General features: G+C 39.0%; 14 protein-coding genes. 6 read left to right on the top strand and 8 right to left on the bottom strand.

Annotation, left to right across the window (positions count from 1 at the left end; all coding sequences use genetic code 11):
- Positions 1–6: 6 nt before the first annotated feature.
- From I6F54_RS00350 to I6F54_RS00335, 4 genes are all read right to left on the bottom strand, one after another.
- Complete coding sequence (locus I6F54_RS00350; RefSeq protein WP_010553970.1) at positions 7–1,176, bottom strand: efflux RND transporter periplasmic adaptor subunit; 1,170 nt, start codon at positions 1,174–1,176, stop codon at positions 7–9.
- Positions 1,177–1,465: 289 nt separating this feature from the next.
- Positions 1,466–2,767: a hemolysin family protein gene (locus I6F54_RS00345; protein ID WP_197139336.1), complete on the bottom strand. Its 1,302-nt coding sequence runs from the start codon at positions 2,765–2,767 to the stop codon at positions 1,466–1,468.
- 149 nt (positions 2,768–2,916) lie between these two features.
- Entirely contained in the window at positions 2,917–3,606 is a 690-nt protein-coding gene (locus I6F54_RS00340) for a transporter substrate-binding domain-containing protein (protein WP_197139335.1), read from the bottom strand.
- Between the two features lie 129 nt (positions 3,607–3,735).
- Positions 3,736–4,845, bottom strand: a complete 1,110-nt coding sequence (locus I6F54_RS00335) for an arginase family protein (protein ID WP_165740761.1) — start codon at positions 4,843–4,845, stop codon at positions 3,736–3,738.
- A 454-nt stretch (positions 4,846–5,299) separates the two neighbouring features.
- Between I6F54_RS00335 and udp the strand changes: the two genes are divergently transcribed.
- The gene (gene udp, locus I6F54_RS00330) at positions 5,300–6,055 is read left to right on the top strand and encodes a uridine phosphorylase (RefSeq protein WP_007582384.1); all 756 of its coding nucleotides are present in this window, start codon (positions 5,300–5,302) and stop codon (positions 6,053–6,055) included.
- 185 nt (positions 6,056–6,240) lie between these two features.
- On the opposite strand, the gene cdd is transcribed toward udp, so the two are convergent.
- The gene (gene cdd / locus I6F54_RS00325) at positions 6,241–7,167 is read right to left on the bottom strand and encodes a cytidine deaminase (protein ID WP_197139334.1); all 927 of its coding nucleotides are present in this window, start codon (positions 7,165–7,167) and stop codon (positions 6,241–6,243) included.
- A gap of 159 nt (positions 7,168–7,326) precedes the next feature.
- Positions 7,327–9,972, bottom strand: coding sequence for a phosphoenolpyruvate carboxylase (ppc, locus tag I6F54_RS00320; protein WP_165724946.1), 2,646 nt, complete (start codon positions 9,970–9,972; stop codon positions 7,327–7,329).
- A 120-nt stretch (positions 9,973–10,092) separates the two neighbouring features.
- On the opposite strand from ppc, the gene I6F54_RS00315 reads away from it, so the two are divergent.
- The 5 genes from I6F54_RS00315 (at position 10,093) to I6F54_RS00295 (ending at position 13,906) form a co-directional block, all read left to right on the top strand.
- Positions 10,093–10,491 (top strand): thiol-disulfide oxidoreductase DCC family protein, encoded by a 399-nt coding sequence (locus I6F54_RS00315; RefSeq protein WP_197139333.1) that lies wholly within the window; start codon positions 10,093–10,095, stop codon positions 10,489–10,491.
- Positions 10,488–11,210: an SDR family NAD(P)-dependent oxidoreductase gene (locus I6F54_RS00310; protein ID WP_197139332.1), complete on the top strand. Its 723-nt coding sequence runs from the start codon at positions 10,488–10,490 to the stop codon at positions 11,208–11,210. The genes I6F54_RS00315 and I6F54_RS00310 overlap by 4 nt, the downstream gene beginning before the upstream one ends.
- Before the next feature lie 9 nt (positions 11,211–11,219).
- The gene (locus tag I6F54_RS00305) at positions 11,220–11,831 is read left to right on the top strand and encodes a flavin reductase family protein (protein ID WP_197139331.1); all 612 of its coding nucleotides are present in this window, start codon (positions 11,220–11,222) and stop codon (positions 11,829–11,831) included.
- A gap of 73 nt (positions 11,832–11,904) precedes the next feature.
- Complete coding sequence (locus I6F54_RS00300) at positions 11,905–13,125, top strand: M24 family metallopeptidase (RefSeq protein WP_197139330.1); 1,221 nt, start codon at positions 11,905–11,907, stop codon at positions 13,123–13,125.
- Between the two features lie 121 nt (positions 13,126–13,246).
- Entirely contained in the window at positions 13,247–13,906 is a 660-nt protein-coding gene (locus I6F54_RS00295) for a DsbA family oxidoreductase (protein ID WP_008134379.1), read from the top strand.
- Between the two features lie 736 nt (positions 13,907–14,642).
- Here the strand turns inward: I6F54_RS00295 and I6F54_RS00290 are convergent.
- Positions 14,643–15,182, bottom strand: coding sequence for a hypothetical protein (locus I6F54_RS00290; protein ID WP_197139329.1), 540 nt, complete (start codon positions 15,180–15,182; stop codon positions 14,643–14,645).
- 329 nt (positions 15,183–15,511) lie between these two features.
- Positions 15,512–15,790: a peptidylprolyl isomerase gene (locus I6F54_RS00285; protein WP_008171402.1), complete on the bottom strand. Its 279-nt coding sequence runs from the start codon at positions 15,788–15,790 to the stop codon at positions 15,512–15,514.
- Positions 15,791–15,848: the final 58 nt, after the last annotated feature.

Below are 15,848 nucleotides of genomic sequence, written 5' to 3'. Positions count from 1 at the left end.
TCTCCGTTATTGCGCTTGATCGGCTTTAGTAGACGATTGAATTTCAGATGGATTCACTGGTGCACCAGGGCGGATTTTTTGTAAACCTTCAACTATTAATTTATCGCCATCCATTAAGCCATCAGTAACAAGCCAATCAGAACCAATCGTTCTATCTACTTTTAATACGCGGCTTTCTACTGTGTTATCTTTGCTGACAACCATTGCTGTTGGTTCGCCTTTTGAATTACGGCTAACACCACGTTGCGGAGCTAAAATAGCACCCGCCTTAACACCTTCCACAATAGAAGCTCGGGCATACATGCCTGGCAGTAATAATTTTTCTGGGTTTGAAAATTTAGCACGTAGTATTACTGAGCCAGTACTTGGATCAACTGTCACTTCAGAAAACTGCAATGTGCCTTTATGAGGATAAACAGAGCCATCTTCCATAATAAGTTCAACGTCAGTTTGGCTAGTCGAATCAACACTTAGAGCACCTGATGATATTGCTTTTTTAAGTTTGGTAAGCTCATTACTTGATTGTGTTAAATCGATATAAATTGGATCTAACTGAGTCACTGTAGCAAGTGCAGTACTTTGGTTAGCACTAACTAGTGCACCTACAGTTACGCTTGATTTACTAATTTGACCACTAATTGGTGACGACACATGGCTGTAATCAAGGTTAATTTGCGCCGATTTTAACTGCGCTTTAGCCGTTAATAATTCTGCTTTTGCTTGTTTGTATGCGGCATCTGCTTCATCAAAGTCTTGCTGACTTACCGCTTTTATTTTTAAAAGCTCGCTAAAACGAGATGCTTTAGCTTTACTACTTGAAATACTCGCCTGAGCACGTGCAACACTTGCTTCACTTGCTGCTAAGTCTGCTTCAAATGTCGCAGGGTCTATTTGATACAGAGCCTGGCCTTGTTTAACCTCTTTACCTTCAACAAATAAACGAGATTGCACAATACCACTTACTTGTGGGCGAATTTCAGCAATTTGAAATGCACTGATACGACCAGGAAGTTCTTTTTTGAGAGTAAGCGCTTGGCTTTTTAATGTAAGTACACCCACTGGTACAGCTTTAGGAGCTGAAGCTTGTGACTGCTCAGCAGCCTGATCGCAACCAGTTAAAGCAACAGAACCGACGAGGGCTGACAATACAAATAAAGCGATGCGGGAACGCTGCATGTTAAATACCTTTTAGTTTAGAGTGAACGATCATTCTAAATTAAAACGCGCTGATAATGAATCTTAATTAGAAGAAATTTACACAAACTTACACTCCTCAGTACAATATACGTCTTAGGTTGCATTTAATGTTAATTAGATGAAAATAGAATCAAGACTGTATGAAAATAAAACAACTTAACATATTGAAATAATATCTCATTTTAGAAACGAAGTTTTTAGCAGACACAAAAAAGCCAAGCAAATACAGCTTGGCTATTTATATAAAAACTAAAGCGCACACCTTATTTTAAAGGATATTAGCACTCTGCGGGTTAATAACCCTTGAAACTAACAACTGCTCTACCCTAATTCCTTCTACATCAACAACTTCAAACTTAAAACCTGAAAAAGTTAAATGCTCCGCGCGTTTAGGTATTCGCTTCATATTGTAAATTAAAAAGCCAGCGACCGTTTCATAGTGCATCTGGTCAGGAAATTCTTCTATATCAAGTACTTTTGCTAAATCGGTAATTGGGGTTAAGCCATCTACAAGCCATGAATTTTTATCGCGTTCTATGATTAATTCGTCGCCTTGATGAGTGATTAAATCACCCATAAACCCTTTCATTAAATCTTTTACCGTAACAATACCCACAGAAAGCGCATATTCGTTTACTACTACCGCAAATGGTTTTGCTGCACTTTTAAACGCATTTAAAGCTTCTGATAGGCTTAATGTTTCGGGTAAGTAAAAAACATCTTTATCAATTAGGTCGTCGTTTATATTGGCGGCTTCGCCTTTTAGGACTTGTCGTAAAATATCTTTAGATTCAACAGAGCCATGCAACTTATCTAAATTTCCTGACACCACTAAAAAGTGATTATGAGGATGATCTATAATTTTAGTGGCAATATCATGGCTAGATTCGTTTAAATCAAAATACACAATTTGGTCACGTGGCGTCATCACGCTTGATAAAAACCGTGCTTCTAGGTCAAACACATTGCCAATGAGTTCATACTCTTGCTTTTGCAAACTGCCATATGCAGCACCTGCATCCATCATGGCAACAATGTCCTCTGTTGTTACATTGTCTTCTCGCTCAGCCGGCACCTTAAATAAGCGCAGTACAAAGTTAGTAACACCATTAAAAAACATCACCAGCGGGGTTAATGCAAAGGTAACCCAGCGCATAATGGTTACTACACGAACTGCAACGGCTTCTGGCATGATCATCGCTAAACGCTTCGGCATTAAATCGGCAAACAATATAAACAAAGATGTAATAGTAAAAAATGAAAGTAAAAAGCTAATCTTTTCTAAATGCACACCTTGATAAAACAATACCAACACACTTTCAACATAAGGAGATAGCGCCTGCTCGCCCACAATACCGCCCAATATCGCTATCGCGTTGAGTGCTATTTGGATCATGGCAAAAAAAGCCCCTGGATTTTCTTGTAGCTTTAGTACCGCTGCTGCCTTTATATTCCCTTCATCTGCCATTACTCGCAGTTTTATTTTACGCGACGCTGCAATTGCTATTTCTGACATAGCAAACAACGCACTGATCAAGATCAATAAGCTAATCCCGATTAAATCACCCATTTAACGCTCCAAAAAGTTAGTGCTTTTTTAAACATAAAGCAGCTGGATTATAATCGGTTTTTAAAATGCGGCAATTTATATTTATAAAATATATTAAAGTAATTTAATTTCATGAGGTTACATTGATCAAACTGTTTTTTTTAAACTGTTTAATTGCCTTTAAAGGCGACTTTTAATTGAACAACTAAGGCCGGATCCATATTTATATTACAAGCAAAAAATAATGGAGATTGAGCTGTATTTAGATTTAGTAATGGCTCGAGTAGCTCAAGCCTTGGCTCAGTTTTTATTCGATAGCTAAATTGCTTTTTGCTAAGAACAACAAAATCAAGAATATCGTGACGAGTGCTTATAAGTTTATCTATTTTATCTAGGCTATCGATGAGTAATAAATGCTTGCTTTCACTAAAGCCCCTTTCAAGCAAATAGTGATGACTAAAGTTATCACGCAGTACTGCTATTTTATATTTTTTAGCATCATTGAGAGTATTTAACTTTATACCTCTAGATTTTAGACCATAAATAGCAGAATCAAAGCTTTCCAGTTCGCCTACCCAGTTAAACTTACTTTCTCTATTAGGTAGTCGAACAATTGAAAATATACAGGTATTTTTATCGCGTAACGCTGCATTGTAAGATATGGCCCAACTATGCGCCAACATAGTGTATTTTATACCAGTGCCTTCTAGCGCTTTATGAACTTTATCGACAGAACGGCCAACGAGTTTATTATCTTCATTGAGATACTGAAAGTCCGGAAATACTTCCGTTACTATTGTAATTTCAGTTGCATCAACTTTAATACAGCTAATGAACAATAAAAAGATCAATAATTTCATTTAGCAAGGCCTCAACTAACTCATTATAAGTATTTAATAAATATAGCTGAGGCTTTATGAACTGCTAGTTTTTAGTCATGTAATGCACACTTATACGCTGATAGTGCTAGTATTTATAGCTCCTACAGCTTACTTGTTCATCGCACTAATTAAAAAGGCTGAAATTTTAGCGCCTTCTCTAAGTGTCGTTTCAGAGCTTGATTGGCCAACTAAAGAGCTGTCGGTAAATGGCGCTATTTCCATCATATCCGCACCCGTAATCGGAAACTCATCCGCAATGGCTGATAAAATATCAAGCGCATGCTGTGGTGTTAAACCATTATGTTCTGGCGTACCTGTGGCAGATGCAAACTCTGCATCAAGCGCATCAATATCAAAGCTTACGTATACTTCATCAACGTTATCAGCTTTTAATTGTGCAATAGCGTCGGCAGCAACCGCTGCTGCGCCGCGCTCAATGATTTCATGTGCCCAATGTTGCTTAACGCCAAAGGTACTTTCCCAGTGCGCTTTAGGCTTGCCACTTGAGCGTATACCAAATTGTATTAAATGATGTGGTGCTGGTAAAAATTCTAAAATATGCGTACACCACGAGCCAAAACATAAATCTATGCCTAGGCGCTCAACAAGTAAATCGGTATGCGCGTCAAAGTGAATAATAGCGGTACGCTTACCTTGCTCACGTTTTGCTTTTAAGTACGCTTTGGTAAGTGGGTAACTAATTGAGTGATCGCCACCAATACCAAATATCCCTTTATCTTTAAATGTCGCGTAAAAGCTGTCGCATACATCCTCAGTGATTGATAATGGGCTTACGTAATAGTCGTTATCTTCATTACCGTACAGGGCTTTTTGGCAATTAGAAATGGTTGCATCATTTAGGTATTTATCATGAAGTAAATGTGGGATTACACGTACATCGCCTAAATCAAACGAGTGACACTGCGGTTGCTGATCAATTAAAGCTGAGCGCACAAACAGTGGCCCCCAGTTTGCTCCGCGTAAAATACCACCGCCACAGTCTGAGCTAATACCTAACATAACGGCTTTATGTGGAGAATTTGGTAATTCATTTAAAGACTCGCGCCACAAATTATCAACGTTTTCAGTTTGTCCATAAAGTTTATCACGCAGTGCGGCTTTGCGCTCTTTTGCAGTATTTACTGTGTATACGCCATCACCAGGTGCGCACAAACAGTGCTCAACTTTGTTTTTAAATGCTTCAAATTGTGTGCTCATAATAAACTCCTTCGATTTTTATTCTGTACGTAGCTAATTACTTTTGATTAGTTATGCAAAATCACCAAAAGTGCCTAAACTTCAAATAAATTCCACTTTGCTAAATAAGTCTGTGCCTAATATAAATAAACACGTTACCTTTTACGTGCTTAATACAAATTTAAGCCATTGAATTAATTTAATATTAATGAGTATTTACCATAAACTATTTAATTGTAGTTACGCGCTTGGTTGATACTTATTATGTCTGCTTGAACATGTCAACAGCACAACAAGCCTACGTATATAAGCACTTGATTGAATATTCATAGTTGATGAATAAATCAAATTAATCCTTAAAATTATTAAGACTTAATTGGAGGAGTTAAGATAAAACGGACAATCGTCCTGTACTTGATAAACGTTTCTAGCAATGATGCTAGATTGACACAATTTATTATAAAAAGGCTTAGCTATGGAAAAGGTATTTCACTTAGGACTATGTATTGACGATCTTAAAGGTGCAAAACTTGCGATTGTACCGGGCGATCCAGATCGTGCTGCACGCATTTCACAATTCCTAGACAACCCAACTTGCCTTGCTCAAACTCGTGAGTTTCATGTTTACTTAGGTCAACTAAACGGCCATTCGGTGGTTGTTTGTTCCACGGGTATTGGTGGTCCATCTACGTCGATTGCAGTAGAAGAATTAGCACAACTTGGCGTGCGTAAATTTTTACGTATTGGTACAACAGGTGCGATTCAGCCACATATCAACGAAGGCGAAATTTTAATTAGCCAAGCGTCTGTACGTTTAGACGGTGCAAGCCAGCATTTTGCTCCTCTTAGCTACCCTGCTGTGTCTGACTTTTATGCAACACAAGCTATGGTACAAGCATGTAAAAACTTAAATATCGATTTTCATATTGGTATTACTGCATCAAGCGATACATTTTATCCAGGACAAGAGCGTTACGATACGCATTCTGGTTACGTTCCTAAATCACTACAAGGTAGCTGCGAAGAGTGGCAAAAACTGGGCGTGATGAACTACGAAATGGAATCAGCAACATTATTCACTATGTGTGCAGCCCTTGGTTTACAAGCAGCATGTGTAGCAGGCGTACTTGTTAATCGTACTCGCCAAGAAATACCAAATGTTGACCATGGTGAAATTGAGCGTAAATCTGTAGCGGTAGTATTAGAAGCGGCTAAAGTATTACTTGATTAATACGGATTCTATTATTAATGGGCTATTATAACGATAAGAAAATGGCTCAGTAACAAGGCAAAAATTATGAAGTATAGTTGTCTTATATGAATAATTTTTAACGCAGTTAGTGAGTTATTTAATTCGATAGAATGGCGCATTTTAATAAAGCACAGCTTTGCCTGTGCTTTATTGTTTTTAAGAGGTTATTTTAGCTGAGCGCTAATTACTTCTATTGCCGGTAAATTTTTAAAACTTGCAAGTACAGCACGTGCTACACCCGCTTGGTTTTCATGGCCTGCGGTTTCTAAAAGTGTAATACCTTTTACCGTCTGCTCATCAAAGCTAAGCCCTGCGATAAATAATTGGCTAAGTGCACTTTGCAGTGGCGACAAGCTTGGGCTGTACGCTGCGTTTTCTGCGTAACTTCCGTAAAAATCGCCATTTTCAAATGTACTAATTTTTACTGCACTAAAGTTTTTACTATAGGGTACGTATGCGTTTAATGCTGTACTTGCTAGTTTTTCATCTAGTTGATCATTTGCAAATACTTGCTGGTGAGGCTCTGGATTAAACAAGCTAAACGCGTTACCTAAATCAGTCGGCCCAAACGAGTACGGCAGTAATTCTGCCAACTTAAAGTGTTGCTCTGGCAATAAAATATCAAACTCTTTCGCATCAGCGAGTTCGTTCATAAACTGGCGGCAATATCCACACGGTGCATCGCTAATCGCTATTTTAACTATTTTTTTGGCGCCGTTTAACCATGCGTTATTTATAGCCGATTGCTCTGCATGAACCACTAAACTCAATGCTTGATGATTAAATTCTACATTTGCACCAAAGTAAAAGTTTACCTCATCGTTTTCATCAAGTGCTTTAACAATTGCGCCTACATGAAAATCTGATATCGGCGCAACAGCATACTCAGAAGCCAAAGGTACTAAACCTTGTAATAATGCATCATCAGACACATTGAGTTGTGCGCATAACTGTTTAATATTATTAGAATTTAATATGCCACGTTGTGATTTTAATTGACTACGTAATGACGCTGTTTGCGCTACGTTTAATGTGATGTGCGAATTTGTAAGTGCTGTATCTTGCTGTACAGTAAAAGTTGCTGAAGCCATAACATTTTTTAATTATTCAATGGCTACGTAGTTTAAAAGGTTAGGGTGTTAAATACCAGCCTATTTAACGCAAAAAAGGGAACACATCGCGTGCTCCCCTTAATTTTAACTGATATACCCAACAAAATAATTAATTGGTATACCTAACAACATAACATGTTAACCGGTATTACGCATACCTGCTGCAATACCTGTCATCGTGATCATTAATGCATTATCAATGTCACCTTCGTTGCGTTTTTCCTCTGAGCGAGCACGACGTAAAAGCTCAACCTGTAGTAAGTTAAGTGGATCGGTGTACGGGTTACGTAAACTAATCGACTCCTTAATCCAAGGTTGTTCGGCTAGTAGGCTTTTTTGCGGGCTAAGTGACTGTACTAGGCTAATAGCTTCTTGTAGCTCTTTACGAAGCGTTACACCCAATGGTTTGTACATATCTTCCACCAGCGCATTATCGTAATGCTCACTCAACCAACAATCGGCTTTACTAAATACCATTTCTAGCATTTCTAGGCGCGATCTAAAAAACGGCCACTGTAAGCTCATTTCATTTAGTGTTTCGGCGCCGTATTTATCAAGCGCAGCCTTTAAGCCAGTTAACGCACCTAACCATGCAGGAAGCATTAAACGGTTTTGACTCCACGCAAAAATCCACGGAATAGCACGTAGGCTTTCAACGCCACCATTAGGATTACGTTTTGCAGGACGCGAGCCAAGCGGTAACTTAGACAGTTCAAGCTCAGGTGTTGCCATTCTAAAGTAAGGTACAAAGTTTTCATCATGGCGAACTACATTACGGTAATGCTCACACGACTCCTCACTTATTAGCTTCATTACTTCGCGCCACTGCGGTTTTGGCTCCGGCGGCGGTAATAAGTTACTTTGCAGAACTGCGCCTGCGTAAATATTTAAGCTTTGCAGTGCTACATCGGGTAAACCAAATTTAAAGCGAATCATCTCGCCTTGCTCGGTTACACGCAAGCCACCTTTTAATGAGCCAGGCGGTTGTGAATGCAGCGCTTGTGCAGCGGGTGCACCACCACGTCCTACTGTACCACCACGTCCGTGGAATAAAACAAGCTCAATACCACGTGCATCAGCAAGCTGTACTAGCTTATCCATTGCTTCGTACTGCGCCCAACCTGCTGCCATCATGCCAGCATCTTTAGCTGAATCAGAGTAACCAATCATTACGTTTTGGGTGTTTTTAATGTGCCCGCGATACCAAACATTATCAAGCAATGTGGTAATTACATCACTGCCTGCGTTTAAATCGTCGAGTGTTTCAAACAACGGTGCTACTGGTAAATCAAAGCTACAGCCGCTTTCTTTTAGCAACAGTTGTACTGCTAAAATGTCTGACGCTGTTCGTGCCATCGAAATAATATACAAACCAAATGTTGCTTCGTCTTGCTTGGCAATTACATCAAAGGTATCAAGTACTTCTTGTACATCAGGGCTTGGTTGCCAATGTTTTGGAATAAGCGGTCTGCGCGAGTTAAGCTCTGCAAGTAAAAATGCTTGTTTGTCTTGCTCTTGCCATTGGTTGTAGTCGCCTAAACCTAAATAACGAGTCAGTTCTGAAAACACATCGCCGTGGCGAGATGAATCTTGGCGCACATCAAGTTTGGCTAAACGCAAACCAAAGCTATTTATACGGTGCAGTAAATCAAGTAATAAGCCATCCGCAACTACTTTCATATTACACTTTAATAACGAGCGATAGCACACTTCAACTGGGTGCTTAAGCTGATTAATATTAGTAATTAAATCTTGTGAATCGCTGCGCTTATTTTTAATTTTAGCACCTAAGTGCGCCACTGTTTCTGCAACCTGATTTTTAAGCTTTTTGATTACTGCTCTATATGGTTCAAATTCCTGCCCTGCAAGCTCAACAAGCTCATCACTGGCATCTGACATAGAGAGTTCAGCGCACAACGTTTTTAAGTCTTGAATGTATAAGTTAAGTGCCATCCAACGACCATGATCAAGCACTTCTTTTGTTACCTGCGATGTTACAAACGGATTACCATCACGGTCTCCACCCATCCACGATGTAAACTCAATTGGGCTGTAATCTATTGGTAACTCTAAGCTCAACTGGTCTTTAACATTCGCTGAAAATTCACGTAAAAAGCGCGGAACCGCATGCCACAGGCTATTTTCTATTACTGCATAGCCCCATTTGGCTTCATCAACTGGCGTTGGGCGAGAGCGACGAATATCGTCGGTATGCCAAGCTTGGCTAATCAGCTGTTCAATACGATTTAAAATATTGTCTCGCTCTTGCACTAAGTTATCTTTTCGCTCTAATGACGCTAAGCAATCACTTAGTTCAACGTGTTTGTTAATAATAGTACGGCGCGTAACCTCGGTTGGGTGAGCGGTCAGTACTAAGTTTATGTGGAGTTTTGAGAGTGTTTCGGCCAAATGATTACTGTCTAACTGGCCTTGTTCTGCTTTTGTAGCTAACGTTTTTAATGTTTGAGTGAGAGGGTTTTGTTGACCAAGGCCAACGTCGTTAAAACGCGAAACGGTATGAAATTGCTCTGCTACATTAGCAAGGTTTAAAAAATGATTAAATGAACGGGCAACCGGTAAAAGCTCTTCATCACTAAGCGCATGTAAAACATCTATTAGCGCTTGTCTGTCGTCTTCGTTACCACTGCGAGATGATTTTGATAAAGCACGAATTTCTTCCACTTTATCTAAAATCGCTTGACCTTGGGCATCTTTGATTGTTTGTCCTAGTAGTTGCCCTAGTAAATTTACATTACCTCGCAAGGCGGCGTATTGTTCACTCATTTATCAGTCTCCATTTTTTCGTAGGACACTATTAATATCATCATGAAGAGATATTTAATAGATCCATTTGCAATGTCTTGTCGTAAAAAAGTATATATAAAATAATCACAAAGCATTCACATGATCATTTTTTACGATGGTAACTGCCCTCTTTGTAGTACCGAAATGCAGCAACTAAAACACGCTGATAACAAAAACTTAATTACGCTTGAAGATCTTAACGCGAGCGACTTCAGTGAGCGCTACCCGTATATTGATAAAGACAAAGCAATGAACTACCTTCAAGCTCAAAAGCAATCAGGTGAAATGATTTATGGGCTTGATATAACTTACGAAGCATGGAAAATAGTGGGTAAACACGGCTGGTTGAAAATTTTTCGCTTGCCAATAATTCGCTTTTTCGCTGACTGCGGATACCTATTATTTGCTAAGTATCGGCACCCCATCAGTCGCTTTTTAATGCCAAATACTCAGTGCAGTAATGGCCAATGTGGACTAAAAGCAAAAGGTGATAAATGAAAATTATTGTTTTATTCGGCGCAAGCAGTGCCATAGCAAATGCATATATAGAACATCTACAAATAAACACGCCTACTCATCAGATCGTTTGTATTAGTTCAAAAAGTATTGAATCTGGCTCAAGTGTTGTCCACCTGCATACTGACTACACAAAACAAAGTTTAGCGCGCGTTACTAATTACCTAAAAGAGCAAAATGCCGATATACAACAAGTTATTATATTCAATGGTACACTGCACAACGAAACCCATATGCCTGAAAAAAAGATGGAGGATTTAGACGCTGAGTATTTTAGCCAACTTCTAAATTCAAACACCCTAACTCCCCTACTTTGCTTGCAGAGTATTTTGCCGCTGTTAACCCACAAAACGCAGTGTACTATTACTGCATTAAGTGCGCGCGTAGGCAGCATAAACGACAATAAATTAGGTGGTTGGTATACTTACCGCGCATCTAAGGCGGCGCTTAACATGTTGTTTAAAACGGCGTCTATTGAACTTGCTCGTCGTGCTAAAAACACCAAACTCGTTTTGTTTCATCCAGGCACCACCGATACAGCACTCTCTAAGCCTTTTCAAAAAAACGTACCTGCAGGTAAATTATTTACGCCTGAATTTGTAGCTAAGCAACTTTTTGAATTAACAAACAATAACCCCGATTTAAAACTAAACGGTGAACCTGCTTATTTAGATTGGCAAGGCTCTACAATACCGTGGTAAGGACTTTTAATGCATTTTACTAAAGCGCAAATAGACTCACTTGAAAAACATACCCGTACTCATTTAATTAATTCTCTTTCGGGTTTTAAAAGCGCTAATTTAATTGGTACGCAAGACTTACTTGGCAATACCAATCTATCTATTGTCAGCTCCGTTATTCACTTAGGTGCAAATCCACCGTTAGTCGCAATGATAATGCGCCCTCACAGTGTGCCGCGTCATACGTTTGAAAATATTTTACAAACGGGCACTTACACCATAAACCAAGTGAATAAGTCAATTTATAAGCAAGCTCATCAAACCTCAGCTCGTTATGATAAAGACGAGTCTGAGTTTGATGCTACAGGCTTAACACCTGAATACTTAAACGACTTTGCAGCGCCTTTTGTACAAGAAAGCCGCTTAAAGTACTCGGTTAAATTTGTAGAAAACCAACATTTAGCCATCAATGGTACCGAGCTTGTTATTGGCGAAATTATGGATGTATATGTAGATAAAGCAGCACTACAAAGTGATGGCTTTTTAGATTTACAAGCAATAGAAACAGTGGCAGTAACCGGGCTTGATAGCTACCATACCAGTAATAAATTAATGCGCCTGCCTTATGCAAAAAAACCTTAGCGTGCATGTTATCTCATAAAATTGAATTCCCTTTTCACATTGCGCACAATGCCTAAAAACCAAGGAGAAAAACATGACCACCATAGGTATAGGTACACAATCAAGCGAGCAAGCGCTGGCAAGCTTAAGTAATATGACGCAAACGCTAACCCCTATTGCTGCTGACGAACATTTAGAGCGCATAGCCAAGGCGCAAGCGTATATGCTAGCAAACAACATAGATGCAATATATTTAAACGCTGGCACCAATCTAACCTACTTTACAGGCATGAAATGGTACGCGAGCGAACGCATGGTTGGCGCAATATTACCCGCCCTTGGTGACGTGCAATATATAGCACCATACTTTGAGATTGGCTCGTTAAACGGGTTTAAAGTGATAGATGGGCCTATTCATGGGTGGCAAGAGCACGAAAACCCTTACGCACTTTTTGTCGAAGTGCTAAAAAAACTAAACATTAATGAAAACGCAACCATTGGCATTGATGAAAGCGCACAGTTTTTTATATTCGACGGTATTAATAAAGCGCAAACGGGTTTAACACTCATAAACGCACAACCTGTAACGGCGCATTGCCGTATGCATAAATCAGTTCACGAGCTTAGCTTAATGCAGCGCGCTATGGATATGACCTTAGCCGTGCATCAAGCCACAGCAAGCATGCTTTATGAGGGAATAACCACCACCGAAGTAGAAGCCTTTATTAAGCAAGCACATCAAAAAGTAGGCGCACCAGGTAACTATTTTTGTATTGTTTTATTTGGTGTTGCAACGTCTTTCCCGCATGGTGTTAAAGACGCCCAAGTACTTAAAAAAGGCGATATGGTATTAATAGATACCGGCTGTAAAGTACACGATTACCTATCGGATATAACCCGTACTTATGTATTTGGCGAACCAACAATGCGCCAACGCATGTTTTGGGATCACGAAAAAGCAGCGCAAATGGCGGCATTTAATGCAGCTAAAATCGGTGCTACCTGCGAAGACGTAGACGCTGGCGCACGGACTTATTTAGCCGCGCAAGGGTTAGGCCCGCATTACCAAACACCGGGTTGCCCGCATCGAACGGGGCATGGCATTGGGCTAGACATTCACGAATGGCCATACTTAGTTGGCGGTGATAAAACCCCACTTGCCCCAGGCATGTGCTTTAGTAACGAGCCAATGTTAGTTATACCCGATGAATTTGGCGTACGTTTAGAAGATCATTTTTACATGACCGACAACGGCCCTCATTGGTTTACACAACCAAGTTATAGCATTGACGACCCATTTGGGCTTAACGCTTAAAACTGATTACCTTCAAGAGCAGCTGTTTAGCTGCTCTTTTTAGTTTGAGGATTGATAATGCATACTTCGTCCCAATATCCTTTTTTATACTTAGTTATAAGCAATCCTCAAAAGGATAAATATGAAAAACTTTAAAATTGATATCGTTTCAGACGTAATGTGCCCTTGGTGTGTAGTGGGTTACAAAAACCTAGAAACTGCACTAGAGCAACTTAAAGACGAAATGAGCGCAGATATTACGTGGCATCCTTTTGAACTAAATCCAGATATGCCAATTGAAGGTCAAGACTTAAACGAACACTTAATGCAAAAGTACAACCTAAGTGAAGAGCAAGGCGACGAAAATCGTAAAAACATGTTCGAAGCAGGCCAGCGTGCTGGGTTTACCTTTAATTTTGATGGCAAACGCATCATGATCAACAGCTTTGATTTGCATCGTTTATTAATGTGGGCACGTGAAGAAGGTAAGCAAACCGAGTTAAAACTCGCCTTTTTTGAAGCACACTTCACCGATTTAAAATACTTAAATCAAGAAGAAGCGTTGCTCGACGTTGTTGAAAAAGTGGGTCTTGATAAAGAAACTGCGCGCGGTATTCTACATTCAGACAAATACGTACAAGACGTACGCCAAGAGCAAGACAACTTTAAACAGATGGGTATTACTTCCGTCCCTACATTTATCATAAACGATAAATATGCACTTACTGGCGGACAACCAAGCGACTCATTCATTCAAGCACTAAAACAAATTAGTGAAGAAGAAGCCAAGCAAGACGCTTAACGAGTTAAATAGTTGTTTAATACTTAAAAAGGCTGCACATTGCAGCTTTTTTATTACGTATAAGTAAGCGAACAATAATCACCTTACTATAAACTTATTTGATATTTTATCGTCAATATACAGTATTAAATGCGCGTGATTATTCGTAACATCACAAGCGACTTATCTCTAACATAGCCTCTAAGATTCTCGTAAATGAACTTCTCTGTATAAAAATCAGGATGGGTATTTGTAGTGTTCAACTAATTTCGGCTGATGGGCACAACGCTCAGGCAACGCTATTTTCGTCTGCGTAAAAATTTAAGTTAAACCCCCCGAATATTCAATATTAAACAACCAGCCTGGCAGAGAAGGTAACCACCACTCTTCAAATATATTTAAAAATGGTGGTCGGATAAGCAAAGCGCCATCCGACACAGTAACTTATTTGAGTGTCGACGCACATAAACAGCTAATTTATATAGAAGAATAAAGCAAGACAGGCACCTTAATTGAACAAGCAAAGCTATCCCAATTAAGATGGGTGCCACGTTAATTTATTAACTCTAAGCGCTTTTAAAGCATTAGGTAATGCATTTGGAACCCATAAAACAGGCTGTTTTTCTTAAAAATGAGTAATTCTACAGCCTCTACGCCTCATTCAGAGGCAAATAATTGTTGGCTAAAATAAGCGACGCAGGAGCAAAGCCAACTGTTATTTGCACTGCTGAAATGAATTTTCATCTCTATTTTTCAATCACTTAACTTTAACTTTAACTTTAAAAAATTTAGGTGTCATCATAAAGAATGATAAATCAGCCATAATAAGCGCCATTGTAATATTAAACAAATATCTAGTCGAAGTTTCGCTAAACCGCATTCCCTTTTCAGCGACTAATCTTTTTACCTCACGATTAATAGGTGAAAATGACTGTAATACTCCGATAAATTTATCTCTAAGTATTTCTAAACTCATCACTGTAAAAGTGTGAGCAAAAGGATTTCTAATATTTTTTCTAAAACCATCAAAAAATGATATTTCTTCTTTTGTTAAAATATGAAACCTATAAGCAAATTTCAATTTAGAATCGAAACCACTTAATACACCATGAGGACCAAATATGTGATCTTTATCACCTTCTTCTTGTTTTGGGAATCTTTGTTGCATTATTTTTGAAAGTTCGTGCTCAATAAATGCACTAGCGGTAAGTACAGCGCCTCGATCACCTTCTGATTCTAAAATTTTGAAGTACAAATCAAAAGCGCTTTGGTATAACTCTTCTTTTTCAGAATTCACGAATTAAGAATCTCCAGACATAAGGCTAACGAGCCTGTAGATTAACTCGTTTTTAAATTTGTTTTTATTGATAAACAAACCATAGCTGAGTTCCTATTTTGGTTCAATCGATTACTGTGTTTTTCATAGAATATAAAAAGCTGGTTTGGTGTTGTTTCAATTGGCGTTTTGGACGGGATTTCGAGTGTTTTAGCGGCTTTATTTTAAGTTAATATAAATTAAGATGACACCCATCCTAATTCTTAGTTCGTCAAAGTATAAAATTTAGGATAGGTGATGAGATGGACGCTCCCCAATACGGCGTCAATTTGCCAAACTGTTTAAGTAAATTAAGTACGATAAAGTACTTTAATTACATGCCAGCCAAATTTAGTTTTAACTAGGTGGGGCTCTAAAATTGCGCCTTTAAACGCAATTTTGTCAAACTGTGGGACCATTTGGCCGCGTCCAAATTCACCTAAGTCACCGCCTTTTTTGCCCGATGGGCATGACGAATACTTTTTAGCTAAGGTTTGAAACTTTGCACCTTTACCTAATTGCTTAATAATGTCTTCTGCAATTTCTTTGTGCTTAACCAAAATGTGAAGTGCATGTGCTGTGTTTGCCATGAAAAAAGCCTTTTATACCGTTAGCTAAAATTAAACGCGGCGATTTTAACACAGCCGC

The sequence above is a fragment of the Pseudoalteromonas sp. SWXJZ10B genome, assembly GCF_015864475.1.
In the GTDB taxonomy this organism is placed as follows: domain Bacteria; phylum Pseudomonadota; class Gammaproteobacteria; order Enterobacterales; family Alteromonadaceae; genus Pseudoalteromonas; species Pseudoalteromonas arctica.
This window is presented reverse-complemented; position numbering and strand designations above follow the sequence as displayed.

What these genes read in the sequence shown, in the direction of transcription:
- I6F54_RS00335 (WP_165740761.1), bottom strand. Translation starts at nt 4,845, where the DNA reads ATGAGCACACAATTTGAAGCATTTAAAAACAAAGTTGAGCACTGTTTG.
- I6F54_RS00315 (WP_197139333.1), top strand. Translation starts at nt 10,093, where the DNA reads ATGATCATTTTTTACGATGGTAACTGCCCTCTTTGTAGTACCGAAATG.
- I6F54_RS00350 (WP_010553970.1), bottom strand. Translation starts at nt 1,176, where the DNA reads ATGCAGCGTTCCCGCATCGCTTTATTTGTATTGTCAGCCCTCGTCGGT.
- I6F54_RS00285 (WP_008171402.1), bottom strand. Translation starts at nt 15,790, where the DNA reads ATGGCAAACACAGCACATGCACTTCACATTTTGGTTAAGCACAAAGAA.
- udp (WP_007582384.1), top strand. Translation starts at nt 5,300, where the DNA reads ATGGAAAAGGTATTTCACTTAGGACTATGTATTGACGATCTTAAAGGT.
- I6F54_RS00310 (WP_197139332.1), top strand. Translation starts at nt 10,488, where the DNA reads ATGAAAATTATTGTTTTATTCGGCGCAAGCAGTGCCATAGCAAATGCA.
- I6F54_RS00340 (WP_197139335.1), bottom strand. Translation starts at nt 3,606, where the DNA reads ATGAAATTATTGATCTTTTTATTGTTCATTAGCTGTATTAAAGTTGAT.
- I6F54_RS00300 (WP_197139330.1), top strand. Translation starts at nt 11,905, where the DNA reads ATGACCACCATAGGTATAGGTACACAATCAAGCGAGCAAGCGCTGGCA.
- I6F54_RS00305 (WP_197139331.1), top strand. Translation starts at nt 11,220, where the DNA reads ATGCATTTTACTAAAGCGCAAATAGACTCACTTGAAAAACATACCCGT.
- I6F54_RS00295 (WP_008134379.1), top strand. Translation starts at nt 13,247, where the DNA reads ATGAAAAACTTTAAAATTGATATCGTTTCAGACGTAATGTGCCCTTGG.
- I6F54_RS00345 (WP_197139336.1), bottom strand. Translation starts at nt 2,767, where the DNA reads ATGGGTGATTTAATCGGGATTAGCTTATTGATCTTGATCAGTGCGTTG.
- ppc (WP_165724946.1), bottom strand. Translation starts at nt 9,972, where the DNA reads ATGAGTGAACAATACGCCGCCTTGCGAGGTAATGTAAATTTACTAGGG.
- cdd (WP_197139334.1), bottom strand. Translation starts at nt 7,167, where the DNA reads ATGGCTTCAGCAACTTTTACTGTACAGCAAGATACAGCACTTACAAAT.